The organism is Nonomuraea sp. 10N515B, assembly GCF_052245915.1.
In the GTDB taxonomy this organism is placed as follows: Bacteria; Actinomycetota; Actinomycetes; order Streptosporangiales; family Streptosporangiaceae; genus Nonomuraea.
In genome coordinates this window covers 1-23,063 of sequence record NZ_JBQQBQ010000056.1, presented here as the reverse complement: position 1 = coordinate 23,063, position 23,063 = coordinate 1, and the positions used below count along the sequence as shown (strand labels likewise).

The 23,063-nt window shown below is 68.8% G+C and carries 27 protein-coding genes; 11 read left to right on the top strand and 16 right to left on the bottom strand.

What is annotated here, in order from left to right; genetic code table 11:
• The first annotated feature begins 42 nt into the window (after nucleotides 1–42).
• On the top strand, nucleotides 43–867 hold the full coding sequence (locus ACTWQA_RS46480; RefSeq protein WP_443165255.1) for an NAD(P)H-binding protein: 825 nt from the start codon (nucleotides 43–45) through the stop codon (nucleotides 865–867).
• Here ACTWQA_RS46480 and ACTWQA_RS46475 read toward each other — a convergent pair.
• Nucleotides 828–1,895 carry an alpha/beta hydrolase family protein gene (locus ACTWQA_RS46475; RefSeq protein WP_443165254.1) on the bottom strand — a complete coding sequence of 356 codons (1,068 nt, stop codon included), beginning with the start codon at nucleotides 1,893–1,895 and terminating at the stop codon, nucleotides 828–830. The two genes, ACTWQA_RS46480 and ACTWQA_RS46475, sit on opposite strands and share 40 nt — an antisense overlap.
• 109 nt (nucleotides 1,896–2,004) lie before the next feature.
• Between ACTWQA_RS46475 and ACTWQA_RS46470 the strand changes: the two genes are divergently transcribed.
• Together ACTWQA_RS46470 and ACTWQA_RS46465 are read left to right on the top strand one after the other, a co-directional pair.
• A complete protein-coding gene (locus tag ACTWQA_RS46470) occupies nucleotides 2,005–3,132 on the top strand; it encodes a sensor histidine kinase (protein ID WP_443165253.1) in 1,128 nt (375 codons plus the stop codon).
• Nucleotides 3,129–3,776 carry a response regulator gene (locus ACTWQA_RS46465; protein WP_443165252.1) on the top strand — a complete coding sequence of 216 codons (648 nt, stop codon included), beginning with the start codon at nucleotides 3,129–3,131 and terminating at the stop codon, nucleotides 3,774–3,776. The genes ACTWQA_RS46470 and ACTWQA_RS46465 overlap by 4 nt, the downstream gene beginning before the upstream one ends.
• Before the next feature lie 4 nt (nucleotides 3,777–3,780).
• Here the strand turns inward: ACTWQA_RS46465 and ACTWQA_RS46460 are convergent, their stop codons facing one another.
• Entirely contained in the window at nucleotides 3,781–4,704 is a 924-nt protein-coding gene (locus tag ACTWQA_RS46460) for an antibiotic biosynthesis monooxygenase (RefSeq protein WP_443165251.1), read from the bottom strand.
• A 156-nt stretch (nucleotides 4,705–4,860) separates the two neighbouring features.
• Here ACTWQA_RS46460 and ACTWQA_RS46455 point away from each other — a divergent pair, with 156 nt between their 5' ends.
• Nucleotides 4,861–5,427, top strand: a complete 567-nt coding sequence (locus ACTWQA_RS46455) for a nucleoside deaminase (protein WP_305914861.1) — start codon at nucleotides 4,861–4,863, stop codon at nucleotides 5,425–5,427.
• Here ACTWQA_RS46455 and ACTWQA_RS46450 read toward each other — a convergent pair.
• From ACTWQA_RS46450 to ACTWQA_RS46430, 5 genes are read right to left on the bottom strand one after another with little or no spacing between them, the layout of a single operon-like run.
• Entirely contained in the window at nucleotides 5,421–6,428 is a 1,008-nt protein-coding gene (locus ACTWQA_RS46450) for an ABC transporter ATP-binding protein (RefSeq protein ID WP_443165250.1), read from the bottom strand. The genes ACTWQA_RS46455 and ACTWQA_RS46450 overlap by 7 nt on opposite strands.
• Complete coding sequence (locus ACTWQA_RS46445) at nucleotides 6,425–7,390, bottom strand: ABC transporter ATP-binding protein (protein ID WP_443165249.1); 966 nt, start codon at nucleotides 7,388–7,390, stop codon at nucleotides 6,425–6,427. The genes ACTWQA_RS46450 and ACTWQA_RS46445 overlap by 4 nt, the downstream gene beginning before the upstream one ends.
• A complete protein-coding gene (locus ACTWQA_RS46440) occupies nucleotides 7,387–8,268 on the bottom strand; it encodes an ABC transporter permease (RefSeq protein WP_443165248.1) in 882 nt (293 codons plus the stop codon). Before ACTWQA_RS46440 ends, ACTWQA_RS46445 begins: the two co-directional genes overlap by 4 nt.
• Nucleotides 8,265–9,320: an ABC transporter permease gene (locus tag ACTWQA_RS46435; RefSeq protein WP_443165247.1), complete on the bottom strand. Its 1,056-nt coding sequence runs from the start codon at nucleotides 9,318–9,320 to the stop codon at nucleotides 8,265–8,267. Before ACTWQA_RS46435 ends, ACTWQA_RS46440 begins: the two co-directional genes overlap by 4 nt.
• Entirely contained in the window at nucleotides 9,317–11,131 is a 1,815-nt protein-coding gene (locus ACTWQA_RS46430; protein ID WP_443165246.1) for an ABC transporter substrate-binding protein, read from the bottom strand. The genes ACTWQA_RS46435 and ACTWQA_RS46430 overlap by 4 nt, the downstream gene beginning before the upstream one ends.
• A 147-nt stretch (nucleotides 11,132–11,278) precedes the next feature.
• Between ACTWQA_RS46430 and ACTWQA_RS46425 the strand changes: the two genes are divergently transcribed.
• Entirely contained in the window at nucleotides 11,279–11,638 is a 360-nt protein-coding gene (locus ACTWQA_RS46425) for a ribosomal maturation YjgA family protein (RefSeq protein WP_443165245.1), read from the top strand.
• 28 nt (nucleotides 11,639–11,666) lie between these two features.
• Here the strand turns inward: ACTWQA_RS46425 and ACTWQA_RS46420 are convergent, their stop codons facing one another.
• Nucleotides 11,667–11,930: a heavy-metal-associated domain-containing protein gene (locus ACTWQA_RS46420; RefSeq protein WP_443165244.1), complete on the bottom strand. Its 264-nt coding sequence runs from the start codon at nucleotides 11,928–11,930 to the stop codon at nucleotides 11,667–11,669.
• A gap of 86 nt (nucleotides 11,931–12,016) precedes the next feature.
• On the opposite strand from ACTWQA_RS46420, the gene ACTWQA_RS46415 reads away from it, so the two are divergent.
• Together ACTWQA_RS46415 and ACTWQA_RS46410 are read left to right on the top strand one after the other, a co-directional pair.
• Entirely contained in the window at nucleotides 12,017–12,562 is a 546-nt protein-coding gene (locus ACTWQA_RS46415; protein WP_305914852.1) for a type 1 glutamine amidotransferase domain-containing protein, read from the top strand.
• Nucleotides 12,563–12,704: 142 nt separating this feature from the next.
• Nucleotides 12,705–14,237, top strand: a complete 1,533-nt coding sequence (locus ACTWQA_RS46410) for an amino acid permease (protein ID WP_443165243.1) — start codon at nucleotides 12,705–12,707, stop codon at nucleotides 14,235–14,237.
• A gap of 126 nt (nucleotides 14,238–14,363) precedes the next feature.
• On the opposite strand, the gene lipB is transcribed toward ACTWQA_RS46410, so the two are convergent.
• Nucleotides 14,364–14,999 carry a lipoyl(octanoyl) transferase LipB gene (gene lipB, locus ACTWQA_RS46405; protein ID WP_443165242.1) on the bottom strand — a complete coding sequence of 212 codons (636 nt, stop codon included), beginning with the start codon at nucleotides 14,997–14,999 and terminating at the stop codon, nucleotides 14,364–14,366.
• A 128-nt stretch (nucleotides 15,000–15,127) separates the two neighbouring features.
• Between lipB and ACTWQA_RS46400 the strand changes: the two genes are divergently transcribed.
• Together ACTWQA_RS46400 and ACTWQA_RS46395 are read left to right on the top strand one after the other, a co-directional pair.
• On the top strand, nucleotides 15,128–15,679 hold the full coding sequence (locus tag ACTWQA_RS46400; RefSeq protein ID WP_327585974.1) for an RNA polymerase sigma factor: 552 nt from the start codon (nucleotides 15,128–15,130) through the stop codon (nucleotides 15,677–15,679).
• Entirely contained in the window at nucleotides 15,676–16,296 is a 621-nt protein-coding gene (locus ACTWQA_RS46395; RefSeq protein ID WP_443165241.1) for a hypothetical protein, read from the top strand. Before ACTWQA_RS46400 ends, ACTWQA_RS46395 begins: the two co-directional genes overlap by 4 nt.
• Before the next feature lie 89 nt (nucleotides 16,297–16,385).
• Here the strand turns inward: ACTWQA_RS46395 and ACTWQA_RS46390 are convergent, their stop codons facing one another.
• The 4 genes from ACTWQA_RS46390 to ACTWQA_RS46375 form a co-directional block, all read right to left on the bottom strand.
• Nucleotides 16,386–17,255, bottom strand: a complete 870-nt coding sequence (locus ACTWQA_RS46390; RefSeq protein WP_443165240.1) for an alpha/beta fold hydrolase — start codon at nucleotides 17,253–17,255, stop codon at nucleotides 16,386–16,388.
• Between the two features lie 101 nt (nucleotides 17,256–17,356).
• Complete coding sequence (locus ACTWQA_RS46385) at nucleotides 17,357–17,548, bottom strand: PspC domain-containing protein (protein ID WP_327585977.1); 192 nt, start codon at nucleotides 17,546–17,548, stop codon at nucleotides 17,357–17,359.
• Nucleotides 17,549–17,611: 63 nt separating this feature from the next.
• Nucleotides 17,612–18,130 (bottom strand): HAD domain-containing protein, encoded by a 519-nt coding sequence (locus ACTWQA_RS46380; RefSeq protein WP_443165239.1) that lies wholly within the window; start codon nucleotides 18,128–18,130, stop codon nucleotides 17,612–17,614.
• Nucleotides 18,127–19,062, bottom strand: a complete 936-nt coding sequence (locus ACTWQA_RS46375; RefSeq protein WP_443165238.1) for an AraC family transcriptional regulator — start codon at nucleotides 19,060–19,062, stop codon at nucleotides 18,127–18,129. The genes ACTWQA_RS46380 and ACTWQA_RS46375 overlap by 4 nt, the downstream gene beginning before the upstream one ends.
• 74 nt (nucleotides 19,063–19,136) lie before the next feature.
• On the opposite strand from ACTWQA_RS46375, the gene ACTWQA_RS46370 reads away from it, so the two are divergent.
• Entirely contained in the window at nucleotides 19,137–19,946 is an 810-nt protein-coding gene (locus ACTWQA_RS46370) for an NmrA family NAD(P)-binding protein (protein WP_443165237.1), read from the top strand.
• A gap of 80 nt (nucleotides 19,947–20,026) precedes the next feature.
• Entirely contained in the window at nucleotides 20,027–20,857 is an 831-nt protein-coding gene (locus tag ACTWQA_RS46365; RefSeq protein ID WP_443165236.1) for an undecaprenyl-diphosphate phosphatase, read from the top strand.
• On the opposite strand, the gene ACTWQA_RS46360 is transcribed toward ACTWQA_RS46365, so the two are convergent.
• From ACTWQA_RS46360 to ACTWQA_RS46350, 3 genes are all read right to left on the bottom strand, one after another.
• Nucleotides 20,788–21,105 (bottom strand): hypothetical protein, encoded by a 318-nt coding sequence (locus ACTWQA_RS46360; protein WP_443165235.1) that lies wholly within the window; start codon nucleotides 21,103–21,105, stop codon nucleotides 20,788–20,790. The genes ACTWQA_RS46365 and ACTWQA_RS46360 overlap by 70 nt on opposite strands.
• A 12-nt stretch (nucleotides 21,106–21,117) precedes the next feature.
• A complete protein-coding gene (locus ACTWQA_RS46355; protein WP_443165234.1) occupies nucleotides 21,118–21,306 on the bottom strand; it encodes a hypothetical protein in 189 nt (62 codons plus the stop codon).
• A gap of 67 nt (nucleotides 21,307–21,373) precedes the next feature.
• Nucleotides 21,374–22,759: an RNA-guided endonuclease InsQ/TnpB family protein gene (locus ACTWQA_RS46350; RefSeq protein WP_443165233.1), complete on the bottom strand. Its 1,386-nt coding sequence runs from the start codon at nucleotides 22,757–22,759 to the stop codon at nucleotides 21,374–21,376.
• Between the last annotated feature and the right edge of the window lie 304 nt (nucleotides 22,760–23,063).

Below are 23,063 nucleotides of genomic sequence, written 5' to 3'. Positions count from 1 at the left end.
GTCAGAGCAGAACGTTCCGTTCCGAACAGAAAGAGGTTCGCCATGACTTTCCTCGTCACCGGAGCCACCGGGACCGTCGGCCGTCTCGTCGTCGAGGAGCTCCTCGCGGCCGGGCAGCAGGTGCGGGCCCTGACCAGGAATCCCGCCAAGGCAGACCTGCCCGAGGGCGTCGAGGTGGTCGCGGGCGACCTGGCCAGGCTCGACACGCTGGCCGGCGTCTTCGACGGGATCGAGGGCGTGCACTTCATCAACTTCGCGGGTGACGACTACCAGCCGCTGCCGGACGGCGCCGGTTTGGTGAAGCTGGTCGCCGCGGCAGGCGTGCGGCGGGTCACGGTGCTCGGCGGGCGCGTGGACGGCGAGCTGGAGCAGGCGCTGGCCGGCACCGACATCGAGTGGACGTTGCTGCACCCCGTCGAGTTCATGTCCAACACGCTGCGCTGGTGGGCGCACACGATCAGGACAGAAGGCGTCATCAAGGAGCCGTTCGGCGACCGGCTGAGCGCGCTGGTGCACGAGCGCGACATCGCCGCCGTGGCCGCGACGGTGCTGGTCCAGGGGGGACACGACGGCAAGACGTACACGCTGACCGGCCCCGAGGCGATCACGCTCAGGGAGAAGGTCGTGATCCTGGGCGCGGCGATCGGCAGAGACGTGCGGTTCGTGGAGCTGACCGTGGACGAGGCGCGGGCCAAGTGGCGCGGTGACGGCATGGGCGAGGAGACCATCGAGTTCCTCGTCAACGCGCTCGGCAACACGCCGGAGGTCGGCTACACCGTCGTCCCGACCGTGCGAGAGGTCACCGGCCGGGACGCGCGCGGCTTCGCTCAGTGGGCCGCGGAGAACGCCGACGCGTTCCGCGTGTGATCGGTGACCTCGGGATAGGCCTCGACCGGCGTGTTCTTACCGCGTAGGTGCCGGTCGAGGAAGGCGGCGAGATGGGCGCGGGTGATGCGCAACGCCCGCGTGCCGTCGAGCTCTTGGGCGGGGATGCCGAGCGGCGGTCTGAGCACGGCGTAGTCGACGAAGGCGGCGTGGTCGGTCCCCGCCACCGTGATCCAGCGCTTCGGCCCGGTCATGCCGGCCCAGGACTTCTTCCACGACTGATCGCTCCCGTCCGGCGTGCGCTGCGGCGGGGCCCCGATGAGCAGGAACGGGCGGTCCAGTCGTTCGACGATCGGCTGGAAGGAGCCGTCCAGGTTGGCGCCTGCCTTGATCCGCGGGTCGGCCGCCATGGCGTGGGCGGCGCTGTTGCCACCCATCGAGTGGCCCACCATGGCGATCCTCGACCGGTCGATCGCCTTGCCCCAGCGGCCCTTGGCCAGCTCGTCCAGCACGAAGCGCACGTCCACCACCCGGCTCGCGGCGACCTTCGCGCCGTCCTGGCCCTTCACGCACGCCAGGCAGGTGGTGGTCCGCCCGTCGGGGAACGTGGTGGCCGCCGACTCGTACGTGTGCTCCACTGCCGCGACCAGGTATCCCTTGCTGGCGAGGTCCTCGCCCAGCGAGGTGAGGCTCCCCCGCGGGAAGCTGAACCCGGGCGACATGACGACGAGCGGCAGGCGGCCTCCGCGTACGGGGGCCTCGCGTCTGGCGTGCGTCTCGACCCGGGTGAGGGCGTCCGGGGGCACGTTCTCGTAGGGCTTGAGTATGGCGGCCGACTCCTGCGGGGTGACGTAGGGCGCCCGTTCCCCGGTGGCCTTGCGGGCGGGGTACCAGAGCGTGACCAGGAGCTCGCGCTCGCCGGCGTTCGGGTTCCATGGGTCGGGGCGGCTGGAGTCGATCAGGTGCAGGCTCGTCGTGCCGACGGGCTTCGGGCCGGTCGGCTCCGGCAGGGCGAGGTCGGCCGGCAGGGTCGTATGCGCGGCAAGAGCGATCAGAGACAGAGCGATCATGGGTTCTACGATCGCGGCGGGAAGGCGCCGGCCGTCCGCCCCGATCGTCGGTCGGCTCTTACTACTTTCGTCGTAAAGCCCTTTCCGGTCGGACCCATACGCTGGGCCCATGCGGTTCGTTCTTCTCGGCGCGGGTGTGTTCGCTCTCTCGCTGCCCGTCCTGCACGGGCAGGCCGGGGTGCCGTCGAGTCTCCCCCTCCCGGTGCTGGTGGCCGTCGCCACCGCGGCGGGGCTGGCCGCCTGGTGGGCGCGGCGGTCCTGGTGGCCGCTGGCCGCCGTGGGCGCCGTCACGTACGCGTGGCTGGTGATGTGGCCGCCGCTGCTGGTCGCCTCCTACTACGCCGGCCGCTCGTTGAGCGGGAGGCGCCACGTCGCCGCCTACCTCGGCGGCTGCCTCGGGGTGTGCGGGATCTCCGCGCTGGTCGGCGAGTGGCAGGACGGTCTGCAGGAGGTCCTGACCGCGGGCTTGGGCAACGCGCTGTTCATGGCGCTGGCCGTGATCGGGCTGCCGTTCGCGCTCGGCCTCTGGGTACGCGCCCGCGTCGAGGTCCAGCGGCGCGCGGAGCGCGAGCAGGTCATGCGGGCCGAACAGGCCAGGGCACAGGAGCGGGCCAGGATCGCCAGGGAGATGCACGACGTCGTCGCGCACCGGGTCTCGTTGATCGTGCTGCACGCCGGCGCCCTGGAGGTGCGGGCGGCCGACGAGGAGACCGTGCGGACGGCCGCCATGATCGGTGGGATCGGGCGGGAGGCGCTGGCCAACCTGCGTGACGTGCTCGGCGTGCTGCGCTCGTCCGCGACGGACACCGAGCCGCCGCCCACGCTCGCGGACCTCGACCGGCTGCTCGACCAGTCCAGAGCGCTCGGCATCGCGGTGACCAGGCACGACGAGGGCGAGGAGCGGGCCATGGAGCCGACGGTGGAGCGGACCGCGTACCGGGTGGTCCAGGAGGCGCTCACCAACGTGCACAAGCACGCCGGGGACGCTCGCACGGACGTGCGCATCCGCTACGGCGCCGGCGAGCTGGAGGTGGAGGTGCGCAACCGGGCGTCGCAGTCGCAGCGCCAGGAGCTTCCAGGCGCGGGCTGGGGGCTCGTGGGGCTGCGCGAGCGGGTCGAGCTGCTCGGCGGCACGTTGCGCACCAGCGCTCAGGACGGCGGCGGCTTCCTGGTCAGCGCGAGGATCCCGGCGAGCGGGGCGGCGCTCCCCGTGACCGGCGACCGGCGGCCGGCATGATCAGGGTGCTCGTGGTCGACGACGAGGAGCTCGTACGGTCGGGGCTGCGGCTGATCCTGGAGGCGGCCGGCGATATCGCGGTCGTCGGCGAGGCCCGCGACGGGGCGGAAGCGGTGTCGGCGGCGGACCGGCTGCGGCCCGAGGTCGTGCTGATGGACGTGCGCATGCCGGGCATGGATGGCCTGACCGCCGCCGCGCGCCTGCTGTCCCGCCCCGGCGCGCCCAAGCTGGTGATGCTGACGACGTTCGACCTGGACGAGCACGTGCACGAGGCGCTGCGCCTGGGCGCTGTCGGGTTCCTGCTCAAGGACACCCCGCCCAGGGAACTGGCCGCCGCCGTCCGCACGGTCGCCGGCGGCCAGGCCATGCTCTCCCCCTCGGTCACCAAACGCCTGATCGCCTCGTACGCGGACCGCCCGCCTTCCCGCGCCGAGACCGCTCGCAAACACCTGACCACGCTCACCGGCCGCGAGGAGGACGTGATCAGAGCGCTGGCCCGAGGCCTGTCCAACGCCGAGATCGGCCGCGAGCTGCACCTGACGGAGGCCACCGTGAAGGCGCACGTCAGCCGCGTGCTGGCCAAGCTGGGCCTGGCCAACCGCGTCCAGGCGGCCATCCTGGTCCATGACGCCGACCTGGGCTGACCGTCTAACTCGTGATCAGGCCGAAGACGGCGATGCACAGCGCCATGCACGCCACCATCACCAACGCGCCTGCGATGTTCGTGTAGACCGAGCCGCCTCCGCTGGGCGACAGCCAGGACGTGAAGGTTCTGTTGACGAGCGGCATCATCAGCCACGTGAGGATGGAGACGCTCAAGCCGTTGCTGATGAACATGGCGAGGTATCCCGGTAGGCGCACCGCCTCGAACGCGCGGCCCACCGTCAAATTCAGGATCATCACCGTGGGATAGAGGCCCAGCAGCACGGACATGGCCTGCTTCCAGTTGGGCGGGGGTTCTTGCGCCGTCTCGCCGTTGAACCCGAACCAGCCGCTGAACGCCGACTTGACCGTACGCACGTCGAAGTCGGCGAAGTAGTGGCGCCCCTCGTCCAGGAGTTTCCTGCGGGTGTCTGACTCGAGCCAGTCGTCGAGGCGCTCTCGGGTGTCGTAGCGGAACATGACGACCCAGTGCTCCTGGACACCCGGCACGGGTTCGAACGCTTCGAACCCCAGGAATCCGGGGAACTTCTCCTGCGCCTTGCGCACCTTGTCCTGCCAGCGCTGAAAATCACGCTCACGGCCCGGCCGCACGTTGTGGGAGATCACTGCCGTGACCGCCTCCCTCGTCGGCGGCTCCCCTGCCAGGATCTCCAGTTCCGAGGGCGTCTCCAGCAGCGGGCGAACCTCCTCGAGCAGTCTTCTTCGCGTTTCCGAATCCAGCCACCCGGTCAATTCGGCGGTGCTCGAGAAGCGGAACACGACCACCCAGACATCCTGCTCGCCAGGAATTGGCGGATAAACATCCGAGCCCTGACAACCAGGAAAGGAGCGCATGGTGTCATTTATCTTCTGCTGCCAGCGCCGATAGTCCACCTCGCGGCCTTCGCGGACTTTCGAGGAGATCACCACGGTGGCGACGCCGCCTCCGGGTCCGCGGTGCGCATAAGGCTTCACCTGGGCAAGTGTAGTCCAGGGCACCCAGGGAAGAAATGCGCCAACGAATCCACCATAACGGTTGATCAGGGTCGAGATTTCAGTCGTATTTTACCTGCCGGAGGTCATCAAATGACACCCAAGGATTTCATGGCCGAAGCCGTACGGCTCGCCACCGAGTCAGTGACTCATGGCTGGGGCGGTCCGTTCGGCGCGGTCATCGTCAAGGACGGAGAAATTGTGGCCCGCGGCCAGAATCGTGTCCTCCTCACCGGCGATCCGACCGCGCACGGCGAAGTCGAGGCGATCCGCAAGGCCATTCAGGTCCTCAATCCGCAGGCGCCCTCCGTCCCGGAGGAACACCAGAACGAGTCGACACTCGAGCTCGTGCCACGCCCCGCGGGGTCACCTGACCCGCTGCCCGAGCGGGCCAGGATGCTCATGGGCTGCTCCCTCTACACGAGCGGCTATCCCTGCCCCATGTGCATGAGCGCCATTTACTGGTCAAGGATCGACGCCGTGCACTTCAGCGCGGACCTGGAGGCGACCCGGAAGATCGGTTTCGATGACGCCTTCCAATACGAAGACTTCACGAAACCCTACGATCAGCGCAAGATCGAGCTGGATCAAATACATCCCGAGCTCGGCGCCCAAGCGTACGCGACCTGGGCGAACAAGCCCGACCATCACCCCTACTGAACGACAGCGTCCGCGTAATAGCAGGCCGCCTGCGCCTCGGGGACCGCGGGCAGGATGGCCAGTGGCTCAGCCCGGCACTTGGCGTCCACCCCGGCCTCGGTGGCCCGCCCGGAGGCGAGCACCTGGCAGCGGGCGTGGAAGCGGCACCCGCCGGGGATCCGCGTCGGGTCCGGCGGCTCGCCGGTCAGAACCACCCGCTCGGGAGACTCGGGCAACACCGACATCAGCGCCTGCGTGTACGGATGCCGCGGCGCGGTGAGCACCTGCTCGACAGGCCCGGATTCGACGATCCTGCCCAGGTACATCACGGCCACCCGGTCCGCGATGTTCCAGGCCAGCCCCAGGTCGTGGGTGACGACCAGCGCCGACAACCCCAGCTCCTCCCTCAGCTTGAGCAGCAGGGCCAGGATCTCGCCGCGCACGGAGGCGTCGAGCGAGGCCACCGGCTCGTCGGCCACCAGCACCTTCGGGTTCAGCGCCAGCGCGCCCGCGATCACCACGCGTTGCCGCTGCCCGCCGGACAGCTCGTGCGGGTAGCGCAGGAAGAACCGGTCGGGCGGCCGCAGCCCCGCCCTGGACAGGGCCGTGGCCACGACCTCCCGCTCGTCCGGCAGGCCGTGGATGCGCGGGCCCTCGGCGACGGCCTCGTACACCGTGTGACGGGGGTTGAGCGACCCCGTCGGGTCCTGCAGGACGAGTTGCACCTGCCGGCGGTAGGCCTTGAGCGCCTTGGAGGAGTAACCCAGCGCGGCGCCGCCGTAGCGGACCTCGCCGGAGGTGGGGCGTTCGAGGCCGAGCAAGGTGCGCGCCAGCGTGGTCTTGCCGCAGCCGGACTCGCCGACCAGCGCCACGATCTCACCCTCGCCGATCGCGAGGTTCACGCCGTCCACGGCACGGGCGCGGCGGCCGCGGGAGGCGAAATCGACGTGCAGGTCACGGGCTTCCAGCAGGGTCGGCCGCGTCGTCGAGACCGCCCCGGCGGCGGTCTGCGTCTCTGTCATGAGGCCTCCTGTACGTGCACGCAGGCCGCGGTACGGCCCTTGCCGGCAGCCCAGAGCTCCACGTCCATGGTCGCGCACTCCTCCAGCGCGACCGGGCAGCGCGGGTGGAACGAGCAGCCGGTCGGCAGCTGCATCGGGTCGGGCGGGTCGCCGCCGAGCCCCTTGGGCGCCAGCCGCGAGGCCGGGTCGCCGACCGTCGGGAACGCCGCGGCGAGGGCCCGGCTGTAGGGGTGCTTGGCGTCGTGGAAGACCTCGTGCGAGGGGCCGTGTTCGACGACGCGGCCCGCGTACATGACCGCGAGCTGGTCGCACACGTCGGCGAGCACCGACAGGTCGTGCGAGATCATGATCAGCGAGATGTCGTGCTGGGCGACCAGGTCCTTGATCAGCGTGAGGACCTGGGCCTGGACCATCACGTCGAGCGCGGTGGTCGGCTCGTCGGCGATGATCAGCCGGGGCGAGCAGGCCAGCGCCATCGCGATCATCACGCGCTGCCGCTGGCCGCCCGACAACTCGTGCGGGTAGCTGCGGGCCCGCCAGGCCGGCAGGCCGACCTGTTCGAGCAGCTCGGTGACGCGCTTGCGAGCGGCGTCCGGCTTGGCCAGGTTGTGCACGAGCAGCGGCTCGGCGATCTGGTCGCCGATCCTGCGCACCGGGTTGAGCCCGTGCTGGGCTCCCTGGAACACGATCGAGGCCTCCGCCCAGCGCACTGCCCGCATGCGGCCCCACTTCATGGCGAGGACGTCATCACCGTCGAGCAGGATCCGGCCGCCGACGCGCGCGTCCCGGGGCAGGAGCCGGAGCAGCGCCATGGCCAGCGTCGACTTGCCGGATCCCGACTCGCCGGCGACTCCGAGTGCCGCTCCGGAGTCGAGCGTCAGCGACACACCCCGCACCGCGGGCACCTCGCCCGAGGCGATGCGGTAGGTCACCGACAGGTCGTCGAGTTCGAGCAAACTCATGCGGCCCTCCTGAGGCGAGGGTTCAACACGGCCTCCAGGGCCCGGCCGACCAGGGTGAACGCCATGACGACGCCGAGGATGGCCAGGCCGGGGATGAGGATGTACCACCAGGCGCCCTGGGTGGCCGCGCCGTAGTCGTACGAGCCGCGCAGCATGGTCCCCCAGGAGGTCTTGTTCGCGCTGGCGCCGAGGAAGGCCAGCGTGGACTCGGTGACGATGGCGCTGGCCACCTCCAGCGTCGTGCTGGCCAGCAGCAGCGGCGCCACGTTCGGCAGCACGTGCCGGGTGGTGATGTGCCAGTGCCCGGCGCCGAGTGCCTTGGACCGCTCGATGTACGGGCGAGCCTCGACGGCCAGCGTCTGCGCCCGGATCAGGCGGGCGGTCGAGGGCCAGGTCGTGATCCCGATCGCCATGATGATCGTGAACGTGCTGCCGCCCAGGATGGCCGCCAGCACCAGGGCCGTGACCAGCGACGGCAACACCAGGAACCAGTCGGTGACGCGCATGAGCGTGCCGCCGAGCCAGCCGCGGAAGTGACCGGCCGCGACGCCGACGACGAGGCCGATCACGATGCTGAGCAGCGCGGCCAGGAAGCCGATCAGCAGCGACGTGCGCGAGCCCCACCAGACCATCAGCAGGATCGAGCGCCCGGACTCGTCGGTGCCGAACGGCTCGCCCAGGCTGGGTGCCGCCCACTTCTCACCGGTGCCCCTGACGACGCTGGTCACGTCCTCGCTGATGAACAGCGGCGCGACCAGCGCGAGCGCCACGGCGGCGACGAGGACGCCCAGGCCGATCATTCCGGCGCGGTGATGGCGGAAATCGGCCCAGAAACGGCTCAACGCGAGCCGTCTGCGGGCTGCGGCGACGCTGGTCATGCTGCCCTCACCCGCGGGTCGAGCATGTGGTAGACCACGTCGGCCAGCGTGTTCATGAGGATCACGGCCACCGTGATCAGCATGAACGTGCCCTGCATGAGCGTGAAGTCAGGCACTCGGACCGCCTCGTAGAACAGTTGCCCCAGACCGGGCCAGGTGTAGATCGTCTCCACGGTGACCGCGCCGCCGACCACGAAGCCGACGCGCATGAACACCAGCGTCACCGTGGGCAGCAGGGCGTTGGGCACCGCGTGCCGGCGGCGTACGTCGTCGTCCTTCAGGCCCTTGGCGCGCGCCACGGTGACGTAGTCCTGGCTGACCTCCTCCAGCAGCGACGAGCGCATGACGAGGAGGTACTGCGCGTAGACCACGGCCACGAGGGTCAGGCACGGCAGCACCATGTGGGACGCCACGTCCAGGATGTAGGCGAACCCGTCGGGCGCGTCCACGCTCTCGATGCCGCGGAACGGGAACAGGCCCGGGATCGGCCCGATGCCGACGCCGAACACCATCATCAGCAGCAGCCCGAGCCAGAACGTCGGCACGGACCACAACACCAGGGACGCACCGGTGGAGAACCGGTCGAATCTGCTGCCGTGCCGCCACCCGGCCCGCGTCCCCTGCCAGATGCCGAGGCTGACCGCGATGACCAGGCCCGTCCCGGCCAGCAGCAGCGTCGGGCCGAGCCGTTCGCCGATCAGGTCGAGCACGGGCCGCTTGTACTCGTACGACGTGCCCAGGTCGAGCCGGAGCGTGTCGCCCACGAAGTCGACGAACTGCTCGATGAGCGGCTTGTCCAGGCCGAGCCGGCGGCGTTCGAGATCCAGCTGGGCCGGGGTCATGTTGCGGCCCTGCGCCAGGTTGCGTACCGGATCGCCGGGCAGCAGCCGGAACAGGAAGAACGTGCCGACGATCACCATGGCGATGCTGAACAACGCCCCACCGGCCTTGGACAGCGCGTACTGCACCGTGCCGCGGTGGGTGGGGCGCGCGTCACCAGGACCCGCCGCCTGGACGGCGGCGGGCTCTGCTGCTTCGAGAGGAGTCGTCATTCGCGTTCGTCTGCGGTGCTCTTGCGTCGCCTGGTCGCGAGGAAGGCCACGAGGCCCACGGCCACCACGCCGCCGACGATCCCGGCGATGAGGCCGGTGTTGGAGCCGCCGCCGGACGCGCCGCCGCCCGTCGCCGTGGCCTTGACGTCCACGGTGTAGAACGGCCAGTAGCCGCTGCCGCCGTAGAGCAGGCCCTTGGTCTCGGGGATCGGGGTGATGCTGGTGATCCGGTCCTTGCGGTAGCCCTCGAGGTCGTTCGGGTAGTAGATGGCGATGATCGGCGCCTGGGTGTAGAGCCGCTCCTGCATCTGCTTGAGGATCTCGGCGCGCTTGGGCCGGTCGAGCTCCTTCAGCTGGTCCTGGTAGAGCTTCTCGAAGGTCTCGTCGCAGAAGAACGACTCGGTGCCGCCGCCCTCACCGCCCGGGGCCGGCCTGCGGCTGCACAGATGCGTGGCCATGACCTCCTCGGGGTCGGGGTTGACCGACCAGCCGCTGATCGCGATGTCGAAGTTGCCGGTGACGCCGGTCTCCTCGCTGAACTTGCTGGAGTCCAGCTTCACCGTGGTCAGCGTGATGCCGATGTCCTTGAAGAAGCCCGTCAGGTATTCGGCGAGCTTGTCCTCGATCGGGGTGTCGGTGTGGATGGTGAAGCGGAACTCCAGCTTGCGCTTCCCGTCGGGCATCGTGCGGACGCCGTCGGCGCCCTTCTTGTAGCCGGCGTCGTCGAGGAGCTGGTTGGCCTTGGCGGCGTCGTAGGCGACCTTGGCGTCGCCGGCGGCCTCCCAGAAGAAGTCCGTGTACATGGGCGGCACGATCGAGCCGTCGGCCGGCTTGGCCAGGCCGTTCTGGACCTCGTCGACCAGCTTCTGCTTGTCGATGGCATAGTGCAGCGCCTGGCGGACCTTGACGTCCTTCAGCGCCGGGTGACCGTCACCGACGGGCTTGTCGTCGGTCGTGGTGGCGCCGTGGTTGATCTGCAGGTAGGCCGCGCGCCGGCCCTGAGTGTTCCACGCCTCGATCTTCGGGTCGTTCTGGATGGCCTGGAACTCGGGCGGCGACAGGCGGCCGATCAGGTCGATGTCACCGTTCTTCAGTCCCGCGATGGCGGCCTGCGGGTTGTCGTAGAAGATGACCTGCAGCTCGTTGATCTTCGGTGCGCCGCGCCAGTAGTTCGGGTTGGCCTGCAGCTTGACGTACTGGTCCTTCTTGTGCTCGACGGCGATGTACGGGCCGCTGCTCACGCTCGGGTACTTCTCGGCGTCGTAGTTGGCCATGTCGGTGACCGACTCCCAGACATGCTTCGGCATGATCGGGACCGGGTTCTCCAGCATGGACGCCTGCGGGGACTTGAGCTTGATGGTCAGGTCTTGGCCGCTGGCCGTGACGCTCTCGAAGTTCTCCACCGCCGGGCCGTTGGCGGTCTTGGCGGCCTCGTCCGTCATCATCTTGTTGAACGTCCAGGCCGCGTCGTCGGCCGTGATCGGCTTGCCGTCCGACCACTTGGCGGCGCGGATCTTGAACGTCCACGTGAGCCCATCCTCGGACGTGGTCCACGACTCGGCCAGGTCGGGGCTGGGCTGCAGGGTCTTGGAGTCGGGGACCGTGAGGAAGCCGTACATCCAGCGGTGGATCGACGTCGAGACCAGGCGGACGGCCAGGAACGGGTTCATCGAGTCCATGGCCTGCGTCGCGCCGACGCGCATGGTCTTCTTCCCCGCCGACGGGTCCTGGGCAAGGGCGGCGGTGGTGCCCTGACCTGCTACTAAAAGCGCCACGCCTAGCGCTGCCAGGCGCGCGAGCCATTTCCTCATAAGTGCCTCACCTTCAGGCGGGGATTCCTGTGTAGAGAAAGGCACACCATACGAAGACCACGTGTCAACGCATCACGGAAAATTGTTTCATCTTCGTTTCCTTCGGCGGTGTAAATTTTCAGTCCTCTTGGGACTACCGTGAGCTGCGTGTCTCGCCTGCCCATCGCCCTCGCCGCCGCCCTGACGATCGCGGCCGGGCTGGGGGTGCGGCTGGTGTGGGACGGCCCGGTGTCCAAATACGCGGGCGACGCTCTCTACACCGTGTTGATCTACACACTCGTCCTGCTCGTCCGACCCCGGACGCGGCCGTGGGCGGCGGCTGCGGTTGCCGCCGTGCTGAGCTGGGCCATAGAGTTCGCCCAGCTCGGCGAGATTCCGCCGGCCCTGCAGCCGGTGCTCGGCAGCACGTTCAACCCGCCCGACCTGCTCTGGTACGCGGTGGGGGCGGGCGCCGCGTGGGGCGCGCACGCGCTCTGGCTCAGGCGCCGCACGCCCGCGCGCCCCTGATCATCTCAGCGAAGGTTTGCCGGACAGGTCAGTGGCAACCGCCGGAGCCGCAGCAGGAGCCGCCCACCTGCGGCAGCAGCTCAACCTTGCCGGCCAGCTCGTAACCGGCCTCGGTCACGGCCGCCTCGACCAGCCCGCGGTCGAGCGGCTCCGCGCTCGTCACGGTCACGGCCCCGGACGTCAGGTCCACCTGGACCCCGCTCACTCCGGCCACCTTGCCGACCTCGGCGGTCACCGAGCTGACGCAGTGGCCGCAGGTCATGCCCTCAACCTGGTATGTCGTAACAGTCATGGCGACAGTATACCCCTAGGGGGTAAATGCGCATACATCTCACCTCGGCGGATAGGTGGAGGGAAAGCCCGTGGGGAGGAGTTCACATGCTGAACGGCAAGACCATCGCGTTCCTGGTCGCTCCCGAGGGAGTGGAGCAGGTGGAGCTCACCGAGCCCTGGAAGGCGGTCAAGCAGGCCGGTGGCGCGGCCCGGCTCATCTCCACCGAACCCGGCCACATCCAGGCGTTCCACCACCTGCGCCAGGGCGATATGTTCGCCGTGGACGACACGACGGACGGCGCCCACGCGACCGCCTTTGACGGCCTCGTACTCCCGGGGGGTGTCGCCAACCCCGACTACCTGCGTACGGTGCCGCAGGCCGTGCAGTTCGTCCGCGCCTTCTTCGACGCGGGCAAGCCGGTGGCGGCCATCTGCCACGCGCCCTGGACTCTGATCGAGGCCGACGTGGTGCGCGGACGTACGCTCACGTCCTGGCCCAGCCTCCAGACCGACCTGCGCAACGCCGGCGCGACCTGGGTGGACCAGGAGGTCATGGTGTGCACGGCCGGCCCGAACACGCTCGTTACCAGTCGCAAGCCGGACGACCTCAAGGCCTTCTGCCAGGCCGCGAACGACGCATTCGGCCAGTAACCTACCGCCCGCGGTCCACCGGGCCGCGGGCTTCTTTCTGCCCTGACCGCATCGAAACTCGCCTGTAACGCCTTGTCACCTGAAAGGAAATGGTCTAGATGTAGTCCAATTGGAGCGTCCTCCGCGCCCCCAGGGAGACCTCATGACCATTGACGAGGATTCCAGGCGACTCGCCGAGCTCGGCTATAAGCAGGAGCTGGCCCGTACCTGGAGCGGATTCTCTAACTTCGCCATCTCCTTCTCCATCATCTCGATCCTCGCCGGCTGCTTCACGACCTTCGGACAGGCCTGGAACAACGGCGGCCCCATCGCCATCTCATGGGGCTGGCCGTTGATCTCGTTGTTCATCCTCATCATCGGCTTCTGCATGTCGGAGTTGGTGTCGGCCTATCCGACGGCGGGCGGCATCTACTGGTGGGCCGCCAAGATGGGCAAGCCGATCCACGGCTGGTTCACCGGCTGGCTCAACCTGATCGGCCTCATCGCCGTCACCGCGTCGGTCGACTACGGCTGCGCAACGTTCCTCAACATCACCCTCAACCGGCTGACCGGCGGCGCTTGGGAAGCCACGCTCCCCCAGGCGTTCCTGCTGTTCGTGATCATTCTGGCGCTGCACGCCCTGATCAACATCTACAGCCACAAGCTGATCTCGGTGCTGCAGAACGTCTCGGTCTGGTGGCACGTCGCCGGCGCCGCGATCATCGTCGCCATCCTGATCTTCGCGCCCAGCCAGCACCAGACGGCCGACTTCGTCTTCTTCGGCACGAACAACAACTCCGGCTTCGGCGACGGCTCCGACGGGCTGCCGTTCTGGCTGTACGTGCTGCCGCTCGGCTTCCTGCTCACCCAGTACACGATCACCGGCTACGACGCCTGCGCGCACGTGTCGGAGGAAACGCAGGGAGCCGCCAAGAGCGCGGCACGCGGCCTGTGGCAGTCGATCTTCTACTCGGCGATCGGCGGCTGGATCCTGCTGCTGTCGTTCCTGTTCGCCGCGACGAACGTGGAGGCGATCAACAAGGGCGGCGGGTTCGTCGGCGCCATCTTCGAGACCGCGCTCTCCTCTCCGCTGGCCACGGCGATCTTCGCGATCTCCACGATCGGGCAGTTCTTCTGCGGGATGAGCTGCGTGACGTCGATGTCGCGGATGACCTACGCGTTCTCGCGTGACGGCGCGATTCCCGGATGGCGGCTGTGGTCCAAGGTGGACCGCAACCGCACCCCCGTCAACGCGATCCTCATGGGCTGCGTGGTGGCCGCGTTGATCACCCTGCCCGCGCTGTACGCCCCTCCCGGGTTGCCGGGCACGCCGGTCGCGTTCTATGCCGTCGTGTCGATCGCGGTCATCGGGCTCTACCTGGCGTTCCTCATCCCGATCTGGCTGCGGCTGCGCATGGGCGACTCTTTCGAGCCCGGCCCGTGGACCCTCGGCAAGAAGTATCGGGTCCTGTGCTGGATCGCCTGCGCCGAGATCGTGATCGTCTCGATCTACTTCATCATGCCGTTCTCGCCGGCCGGCGTGCCGGGCAACCCCGACTTCACCTGGACGTCGGTCAACTACGCGCCGATCGCGGTGGGGCTCGTGCTCGTCGGCATCGCCCTGTGGTGGGCGGTGTCGGCCAAGCACTGGTTCACGGGTCCCCGCCGCACCGTCGACGAGGTCCCGACCGCCTGACGCCTTGTCAGTGGGTACGGCTTCCGCGAGCCGTACCCACTGAGCATCCAAGGGCCGTCGATGATCGTCATCGATTTGTCAGCACAACGCCGACGTGCAGGTGTTTCCGCGCAGCTGTCCCCGAGGTCAGGACGCTTCGAAGGCGGCGGCCACGGCCGTGCGGACCTCGTCCATGGAAGCAGTCCCCAGCTCGCGCCTGAGCGAGGTCATGTCCACGTCCGGCATCCCGCAGGCGATCGCCCAGTTCCAGGGCGTCAGGTCGCCGTCCACGTTGAGCGCGAATCCGTGGCTGGTCACGCCCCGGCTCTGCCGCATCCCGATCGAGATGATCTTGCGGCCGGTTTCCACGGTCCAGACGCCGGTGAGCAGCTCGGACCCCGGCGGGGTGTCGCGCCGCTCGGCCGGCAGCCCAAGCTTGCCCAGCGCCTCCACCAGCCGCAGCTCCACCTCGCGCACGTAGTCGACGATGCCCTGGTCCTGGTCCAACTTGACGATCAGGTAGCCGACGAGCTGCCCGGGACCGTGGTAGGTGAGCTGCCCGCCGCGCCCCGTCTCGACCACCGGGATGCCGCGCGTGGGATCGGGCAGGTGGGTGAGCGGCGTGCGGCGGCCGACGGTGTAGACGGACGGATGGCTGAGCAGCCAGAGCGTGTCCGGCCGCTCGTCCCGCTGGCGCTGCCCGACGAGGTCGGTCATGCGCTCCATCGCCGTGTCGTAGTCGACGAGATCGTCCTGAATGAGTGTCAGCGGCCTTGCCCTCATGCTTCGAGGATAAGGCGCATCCAGGACACCAGCGCATGCCCAGCTCAACGCCACAATGGTCCAGTCTTGTAACCCTTTCCCCGGTTCTCGCCAAGCAGGGGTGTGAATCGACGAAGGGAGCACGGCCGGTGCCTCGCAAACAGGCGAAGATCGCCACAGATCCTGTGGCCTTCGAGGCCTTCTACCGGCGGCACGTCGATGCGGTCACCCGTTTCCTCGCCCGTCGCGTCGACGACCCGCACACGGTCGCAGATCTCGTGGCCGAGGTGTTCGTGGCAGTGCTCGACTCCGCCCACACCTACCGGGCCGAGCTGGGCACCGAGATCGCGTGGCTCTACGGAGTGGCCCGCAAGACGATCTCAGCGGAGCGGCGGCGGGCGTACAAGCAGCACCAGCTGACGGATCGGGTGAGCGGGCGCCGCCCGCTGGACACCGACGACGTCGCCAGGCTCGAAGAGCGCATCGACGCCGAGCGGCATGCCAGGCGGGCCTTCGAGGCCATAGCCGGGTTGCCCGAGGGCGAACGCGCCGTGCTCGAGCTGGTCGTCATCGACCAGCTCACGGTCACGGAGGCGGCGCAGGCCCTCGGCATCCGGCAGGGGGCCGCCAAGGTACGGCTGCACCGCGCCCGCCGCACGCTGCGGAACCTGCCCTTCGTCATGGATGGAGCACCAGGATGAGATTCGAGGAGCACCTGCTGATGGATCTGAAAGCCGAGATCGCGGCCCGCGCCGAACGGCGCCGACGCATCGCCCGCAGGATTTATGCCGGGGGCGCGGTAGCGGGGCTGACCGCCGCGGCGGCGATCGCGGTGCCGCTGGTGACGGGGACCGAAACGCCCGCCTACGCCGTGAGCAAGAGCGCCGATGGCACGGTACTGGTGGAGATCAACGAGTTCCGCGACGCCGACCGGCTGGAGCGGGATCTGAAGGACGCCGGCGTCACGGCCGACGTCACCTACCTCAAGGCCGGCACGGAGTGCGATCCTGACCGGGGCAAACGCGCCGGGGGCCAGGGGCGGCCAGGCACGGAGGAGTTCCGCAAGTCGCCTTCGGCCAACGTCGCCCGGCCGCGAGACGGCGGCCTGGAGATCTATCCGAAGTACATCGGCAAGGACCAGACCTTGCTGCTGGAGTTCGCCGAGAGTGACCCGTCGGCCGGGCAGGAGAAGGAGGGCGTGCTCTGGCGGCTCACGACCGGCCTGATCACCGGCCCGGTCAAGCCGTGCGTCGCCGTCGAGGACCCCACCTGGAACGACGTCGGCGGCTCCGAGGGGCAACCGCCTGCCGGGAGCTGACCATCAGCAGCGGCCGCGCAGCACTCCGCTGCGCGGCCCGTTCGGGCGCGCGGGCAGCGGGGGCGCCTGCGCGGGGATCAGAATCCGCCCTACGCGGACAGGACCTGGCGGAGCGTCACGGCGAAGGCGTCCGGGTCGCCCTTATAGCCGAACTCGCCGCCGAGGAAGCCGCCGTGGTGGCTGGGGAAGGTCACCGGCTTCGTGCCGAGCCGCTCGGCGACCGCCACACCTCCGCGGTAGGCCATTTCGCCCTCCGATTCGGCTCCGACGCCGACGACGATGCGGGTCTGCGCAGCACGTAGCGCCTCGAAATCGTGGCGGTAGTGCGTACAGGTCATGAGGTTCTGCCCGAACAGCGGGTCGTCACGGGAACCGTCGTCTTCCGTCGGCATCCCGAGATCGGCCGGGTTCGGAACGGGCTGATCGGCGAAATCAGCCGGGATCTCGCCGCGCAGGCTGGTGATCGCGATGAACTTCGCCATCGCGGGTCCGAAACCGTCCCGCTCGTACGTCTGGCGGATGTCCACCACCGCGGCCAGCGCCTGCTCCCGGTCCGGCAATTCCTGGGCGGCCGGGGGCTCGTGCGCCACGAGCGTGCGGACCTGCTCCGGATGCCGGGCCACCAGCGCCAGTCCGTTGACCGCGCCCCCGCTGCTGGCGAAGATGTCCACCGGCCCGCCGCCAAGCGCGTCGATCAGCCGGTGCAGGTCGTCGCCGTGCAGCTCGGGCGTCGACTCGGCGGCGCCGTCGGTCCGCTTGCTCCGCCCGATCCCTCGCGGGTCATAGGTCACCACCGTACGATCCTGGAAGTGCCCGGCCAGGCTGGCGAACCCGCTGGCATCCATCGGCGATCCGATCATCAGCAGGATCGGCACGGTGCTCGCCGCGGACTCCCGTACGTCGTAGGCGAGAGTGGCGCCGGGGACCTCCAGGGTGCGGGTCTTGGGTTCGGTTGTCATGTGGTCGCTCCTTCTCGATGCCTGTGATGGAGACCAGCGGGAGCGGCGAAACTCATCGGACCCCGGACGGCGTGTCCGGGGTCTCTGCCGGGCCGCGGGGACTACGCCGTGCGGTAGCCCTTGGGCTCCTCGGGGATGAGGATCCACATGACGACGTAGACGACCCACAGCGGGCCCGGGATAAGGGACAGGAGCAGCCAGAGGATCCGGACGAGAGTGGGCGGCAGGCCCATCTTGTCGGCGAGGCCCCCGCAGACTCCCGCGATGATCCTGTGCTCTCGTGAGCGGTACATGATTGATTCCTCCGTGAATGACGACCTATCTGGAAAACGGACAGCCAGGCCGCAGAACTCCCGCTAAGAACCCTGAGAAAACCCTGTAAGGGTCAGCCATTCTCGTGCCATGCCCAGATGGCGGCTGGTCAGTCCACGTGCCGGGTCGACGTGGATGAGGAGGAAATCATCCAGACCCTGATGCACCCTGAGATAATCCTCGTCCTCCGCCCACACCTGATCGTCAAACCAGACGAACGGGCGGCGTCCGGCGTACGCCGCCACGTGCGGCGTCTTGAACAGCTCGCCGTACTCGCTCGGCGGGGGCGGCGGGAAGTCCGGCGTCATAGGGATGACGGGCAGCGAGGGCAGCCCGATCCTGGGAGCGATCCAGTCGTTGGCGTGGTGCTCCCAGGTGGTCGCCCAGACCAACTCCGCCCCGGTGGCCAGCGCCAGGTCGAGGAGGCGGCGGCCGTGCCTGGGGTTGAGGTGGACGGTGTAGAGCTCGCCGTCGATCGTGCACCGGTAGCGGCGGAAGTCGGGGGTGGGCCGGCCCATGGGGTTGAGGACCCCGTCCACGTCGAGCAGCAGCAGCGGTTTCACGTCACCGCTCCGGCCGTCGCGTCCCGTACGCGGTACTCCTGCGGGCTGATCCCCCGCACCCGCTTGAAGGCCGCGCTGAGCGCGAACGGGCTGCCGTATCCGACCTTCCTCGCGACGGACCCGATCGTGGCGTCGGGCTCGCGCAGCAGGTCGGCGGCCAGGGCGAGACGCCAGTCGGTGAGGAAGGACATGGGCGGCTCGCCGACCAGCTCGGTGAAGCGCCGGGCCAGCGACGCCCTGGAGACGCCGACCTCGGCGGCCAGGGCGGCGACGGTCCAGGGGTGGGCGGGGTTGTTGTGCAACATCCGCATGGCCTTGCCGACCACCGGGTCGCTCATGGCGCGGTACCAGGCCGGCGCCTCGTGCGTGGCGAACCACGACCGGAGCACCGCGATGAGCAGCAGGTCGAGCAGCCGGTCCAGGACCGCCTCCTGCCCCGGCTCGTCCTTGACGATCTCGGCGCCGAGCAGCGCGGCGATCGGTCCGCCGGGCTGGACGATCATCGGGGGCAGTGCCTCCAGCAGCCGCCTGCTGACCTCGCCTTCCATGGTGTAGGCGCCGGTCAGCATGACGGTGTCGCCGTCGGGGTTGTCGCCCCACGTCCGCACGCCCAGGTCCATGGCCTGCGCGAGCGACTCGCCGTCGAGTGTGGTGCAGCGCTCGCCTGGGTGGATCACGATCTGCGGCGCGGTGCCGGGATCGTCGGCCAGCGTGTACGGCTCCAGCCCTCTGTTGATCACGACCTCGCCCGGCCCGACGCGTACCGGCTCGCCCTTGTCGGGCACCACCCACGCCTGCCCGCGCACCACCGCGGTGGCCGCCAGCGGCGCCTCGTCCTGGATGCGCAGCGACCAGGGCGAATCGAGGATCACGCGGAGCAGGAAGGCGCCACGCGCGCGTGGGCCGTCGAGCAATGCCGCGAGCTGGTCCATGGCCAGACGATCGCATATGGGATTGCGCTTCTCAACCATGGAGAGTCTGCCGCGCACGGCGGCTTACTGGACACATGACGATTTTGGTAACCAGCGGCACGGGAAAGACCGGCCGCCGCGTGGCCGACCGGCTCACCGCTCTCGGCCTGCCCGTACGCATCGGGTCCCGCTCCGCCACACCGCCCTTCGACTGGGCCGACCGCTCGACGTGGCCGGCCGCGCTCGCCGGCGTCTCGGCCGTCTACCTCGCCTACTACCCCGACGCGGCCTTCCCCGGCGCCTACAACGACATCAAGGCGTTCACCGAGCTCGCGGTACGCAACGGGGTGCGGCGGCTGGTCCTGCTGTCGGGCCGGGGCGAGCCGGAGGCGCAGGCCAGCGAGGTGACCGTCCAGGAGTCGGGAGCGGAGTGGACGATCGTGCGCTGCAGCTGGTTCATGCAGAACTTCAGCGAGGACTTCCTGCTGGAGCCGGTGCGCGAGGGCGTCATCGCGCTGCCCGCCGCCGACGTGCCCGAGCCGTTCGTGGACGTCGACGACATCGCCCACGTGGCCGCGGCGGCGCTCAGCCAGGACGGCCACATCGGCAAGCTGTATGAGCTGACCGGGCCGCGGCTGCTGACGTTCGCGCACGCCGCCGAGGAGTTGTCCCAGGCTGCCGGAAGGAAGATCTCGTTCGTCCGGGTGACGCCGGAGGAGTACGTGGCCGCGGCCGTCGCGCACGGCCTGCCCCAGGCGGAGGCGGAGAGCCTGTCCGCGATGTTCACCGAGATCCTCGACGGCCGCAACGCGAGCGTGAGTGACGGCGTCCAGCAGGCGCTCGGCCGCCCGGCCCGCGACTTCGCCGACTTCGCCAGGGCCAACGCCCACCTCTGGAAGCTCTAGTCGCGCCTGAGAGCGGCTCCCGGGTCCCCTATTTCCGCTAACCTCACCTCGTCACTCTCGTGTTTTCGAAAGGTGTCGTTGTGATCGGCTGGTTCGAAGCGGTGATTCTGGGGTTGATCCAAGGACTCACGGAGTTCTTGCCGATCTCCTCCAGCGCCCACATCCGGGTGGTCTCCGCGTTCGCCGGCTGGCAGGACCCGGGGGCGGCGTTCACGGCCGTCATCCAGATCGGCACCGAGACGGCCGTGATCATCTACTTCCGCAAGGAAATCTGGGAGATCATCTCCACCTGGACGCGGTCGTTGTGGAACAAGGAGCTGCGCGGCCACTGGGCGGCCCGCATGGGCTGGTATGTCATCGTCGGCACGCTGCCGATCGGCGTGCTCGGCCTGGTGCTCAAGGACCAGATCGAGACCGTCTTCCGCGACCTGCGCCTGGTGGGCACCACGCTGATCGTCTTCGCGCTCATCCTGTGGTTCGCCGACCGCACCGCCCGCAACAAGCTCACGCTGGAGAAGCACCTCAGCTTCACGCACGCCATCGTCTACGGCTTCGCCCAGGCCCTCGCGCTGATCCCCGGCGTGTCCCGCTCCGGCGGCACCACCACCGCGGGCCTGCTGCTCGACTACCGCCGCGAGGACGCGGCCAAATACTCGTTCCTGCTGGCCATCCCGGCCGTCCTGGCGTCGGGCATTTTCGAGCTCAGTGAGATCGGCAATGGGCCGGCCCCAGCGTGGGGGCCGACCATCCTCGCCACGATCATCTCGTTCATCGTCGGTTATCTGGCGGTGGCCTGGTTCCTGCGGTACATCAGCACCCACCGCTTCACGGGCTTCGTGATCTACCGGATCGTGCTCGGGTTCTTCGTCATATTCGCGGTCTCCGTCGATTGGATCCCCCCGCTGGGGTAATACGCCGCCCACGCCTCGTCGCCCATCCTGAGGATCTTCACCCCGATCCAGCCGAGGGCGACGACGGGGGCGGCCCAGAAGGGCACGGTCGCGGGGCCGTACGGGACCGCGAAGGAGCCGACGTAGCCGGCGGCCACGACGAGCGGCACCCACCAGCCCACGAACCCGGTCCGCCACACGGCCACAAGCAGCACCGGCAGGCCGAAGAGGCCGAAGAACATCCACGGGAGCTGATACCCGAAGATCATCGGGTAGGTTCATCATCTCGTCGAAGCTCTTCCCCGCCTGCTCGGGGTGTAGTGCTGCCCCAGCCACCACTCCACGGGGTCGCCCAGCGGCAGGCTGGAAAGGACGAGGTAGCCGAGCATCGTCAGCGCCCCCGCCACGTGGCCGAGGACCGTGGCGCGACGTCTGGTCAGATGCACCAGGCCGAGCACGGCGACGGCCATGAGCATCCATGAGCATCCAGCTCCAGTGTTGAAGTGCTCTCCTCCGCAAACGAAAGGAGATTCCCCCCTACCTTGCGGTGGCGGGCTTGACGCGGCGAGCGCGCCTGACGACTGCCCTCCCGGCAGCCGGGACGAGCGCAAGGCCCATCCGATACAAGTGCAAGGTGTTCCGGGCGGCGTTGTGGTCGGCATTACCGGACCATCCGCAGCCTTCGTTCTTGCACACGAACACGGCCTGGCTCTCCCTGCTGCCCGGGGTAGTGAACCCGCAGGCCGAGCAGCGCAGGGAGGTGCCAGGGGCGGGAACCTTGCACAAGGTGCCGCCATAGTGTGCCGCCTTGTAGGTCAGCATCGTCACGGTGCGGCCCCAGGCCTCCTGGCTGATGGCGCGGTTCAGGCCGGACTTTTGTGCGACGTTCCTCCCCGGCTCCTCGACGGTGCCCTTGGCGCTCTTGGTCATGTTCGTGATGGCCAGGTCCTCCACCACGATCACACCGTAGGTGCGGGCGATCAAGGTGGTGGTCTGGTGCTGCCAGTCGATCGCCCGGCGCTTGGCTCTTGCACGCAGGCGCGCGATCCGGTCATAGGTGGTCCGCAGCCGGCGCGAGGTGCGCTCGCCCGGCTTGCGGAAGCTCTTGCGGTGGGCCGCCCGTCGCTCCAAAGCGCGCAGCGTGGCCTGCTCCTTGTCGGTCAGCCAGGCGTTCGGCTTGTCCTTGGTGGACTTCCATTCCTCGTGGGTGTGATGGTAGCCATCCGAGAGGGCCAGCGGCACGGCCACGCCGGCGTCGATGCCGACTTCCGGCCCCGTGTGGGGTGCGGGCTTGGGTTCGTGGGTCTGAACGCGGAAGGCGATGTGCCAGCCGAGCGGGTCCTTGACCAGCCGCGCCCCGGTGATGCGGTTGTCGGCGGTGGCTTTCTTGCCCACGGGCATGTCCTTGGTCCAGCGGAACCGGACCCGGCCGACCTTGGGAATGTTGACCATGCCCCAGCGGCGGTGCACCCGCGTGACCTGCAGGTCGCGGCCCTGTGGGATGTCCACCGACATCACCGACCGGAAGCGAGCCTTGAAGGTCGGCGCATTGGCGCGGCCCTCCCAGCAGTTCTTCCACGCTTGGAAGTACGTCTTCAGCACGGCCTGCGCGGCCTGGGCGGGCAGCACGGCGAGCCAGTCGATGTCTTGGCGGGCCTGCCGGATCGCCGCATCCGCCGCAGCCAGTGTGCGCTGGTTGCTGGCCAGCATCGTCCACCAGTCGTGCAACAGGTTCCACATTGCGCGGGCCGCGTGCGCCTGCTCGTCGAGAAGCCGGGCCTGGGCGGGTGTCAGCGCCAGCCGGGCGCGCTGCCCGAACTGCCGCTTCTCCAGGCCGGGGTCCTGGGCCGGGGTGGCGGCGCGCTGCGGTTGCACCACCGACGGCAGGTCTTGCTTGTTGGTGGTGGAGCGGCGGGTCGCCATTTATGCACCTCCTGTCACAGCGTCGTCACCCATCGCAAATATTACCCAGTGTCACCGAAGTTTTCCATAGTGTTTTCGAAAGGCGGGTGACCGTTTCCCGCCCGATCCTGAACGACCTCTCCATGCGCAATTCAGAAGAAGTCCTTGACCTTCCGGTTCGTACTTAGCCGGGAGTTGCGGTTCACGTCCAGGGAGATGGTGTGCGGGTGATCAAGCCTTGGACTGGTACGGGTGAGATCCATGTGACAAGAGACGGCCACTCCGTAATCCTTCGATTCGCTCATATCAACACGAAGGGGACGAA

Coding starts and splice junctions, on each gene's coding strand:
- ACTWQA_RS46480 (WP_443165255.1), top strand. CDS start 43: ATGACTTTCCTCGTCACCGGAGCCACCGGGACCGTCGGCCGTCTCGTC.
- ACTWQA_RS46475 (WP_443165254.1), bottom strand. CDS start 1,895: ATGATCGCTCTGTCTCTGATCGCTCTTGCCGCGCATACGACCCTGCCG.
- ACTWQA_RS46470 (WP_443165253.1), top strand. CDS start 2,005: ATGCGGTTCGTTCTTCTCGGCGCGGGTGTGTTCGCTCTCTCGCTGCCC.
- ACTWQA_RS46465 (WP_443165252.1), top strand. CDS start 3,129: ATGATCAGGGTGCTCGTGGTCGACGACGAGGAGCTCGTACGGTCGGGG.
- ACTWQA_RS46455 (WP_305914861.1), top strand. CDS start 4,861: ATGACACCCAAGGATTTCATGGCCGAAGCCGTACGGCTCGCCACCGAG.
- ACTWQA_RS46450 (WP_443165250.1), bottom strand. CDS start 6,428: ATGACAGAGACGCAGACCGCCGCCGGGGCGGTCTCGACGACGCGGCCG.
- ACTWQA_RS46445 (WP_443165249.1), bottom strand. CDS start 7,390: ATGAGTTTGCTCGAACTCGACGACCTGTCGGTGACCTACCGCATCGCC.
- ACTWQA_RS46440 (WP_443165248.1), bottom strand. CDS start 8,268: ATGACCAGCGTCGCCGCAGCCCGCAGACGGCTCGCGTTGAGCCGTTTC.
- ACTWQA_RS46435 (WP_443165247.1), bottom strand. CDS start 9,320: ATGACGACTCCTCTCGAAGCAGCAGAGCCCGCCGCCGTCCAGGCGGCG.
- ACTWQA_RS46430 (WP_443165246.1), bottom strand. CDS start 11,131: ATGAGGAAATGGCTCGCGCGCCTGGCAGCGCTAGGCGTGGCGCTTTTA.
- ACTWQA_RS46420 (WP_443165244.1), bottom strand. CDS start 11,930: ATGACTGTTACGACATACCAGGTTGAGGGCATGACCTGCGGCCACTGC.
- ACTWQA_RS46415 (WP_305914852.1), top strand. CDS start 12,017: ATGCTGAACGGCAAGACCATCGCGTTCCTGGTCGCTCCCGAGGGAGTG.
- ACTWQA_RS46410 (WP_443165243.1), top strand. CDS start 12,705: ATGACCATTGACGAGGATTCCAGGCGACTCGCCGAGCTCGGCTATAAG.
- lipB (WP_443165242.1), bottom strand. CDS start 14,999: ATGAGGGCAAGGCCGCTGACACTCATTCAGGACGATCTCGTCGACTAC.
- ACTWQA_RS46395 (WP_443165241.1), top strand. CDS start 15,676: ATGAGATTCGAGGAGCACCTGCTGATGGATCTGAAAGCCGAGATCGCG.
- ACTWQA_RS46390 (WP_443165240.1), bottom strand. CDS start 17,255: ATGACAACCGAACCCAAGACCCGCACCCTGGAGGTCCCCGGCGCCACT.
- ACTWQA_RS46385 (WP_327585977.1), bottom strand. CDS start 17,548: ATGTACCGCTCACGAGAGCACAGGATCATCGCGGGAGTCTGCGGGGGC.
- ACTWQA_RS46375 (WP_443165238.1), bottom strand. CDS start 19,062: ATGGACCAGCTCGCGGCATTGCTCGACGGCCCACGCGCGCGTGGCGCC.
- ACTWQA_RS46370 (WP_443165237.1), top strand. CDS start 19,137: ATGACGATTTTGGTAACCAGCGGCACGGGAAAGACCGGCCGCCGCGTG.
- ACTWQA_RS46360 (WP_443165235.1), bottom strand. CDS start 21,105: ATGATCTTCGGGTATCAGCTCCCGTGGATGTTCTTCGGCCTCTTCGGC.
- ACTWQA_RS46355 (WP_443165234.1), bottom strand. CDS start 21,306: ATGGCCGTCGCCGTGCTCGGCCTGGTGCATCTGACCAGACGTCGCGCC.
- ACTWQA_RS46350 (WP_443165233.1), bottom strand. CDS start 22,759: ATGGCGACCCGCCGCTCCACCACCAACAAGCAAGACCTGCCGTCGGTG.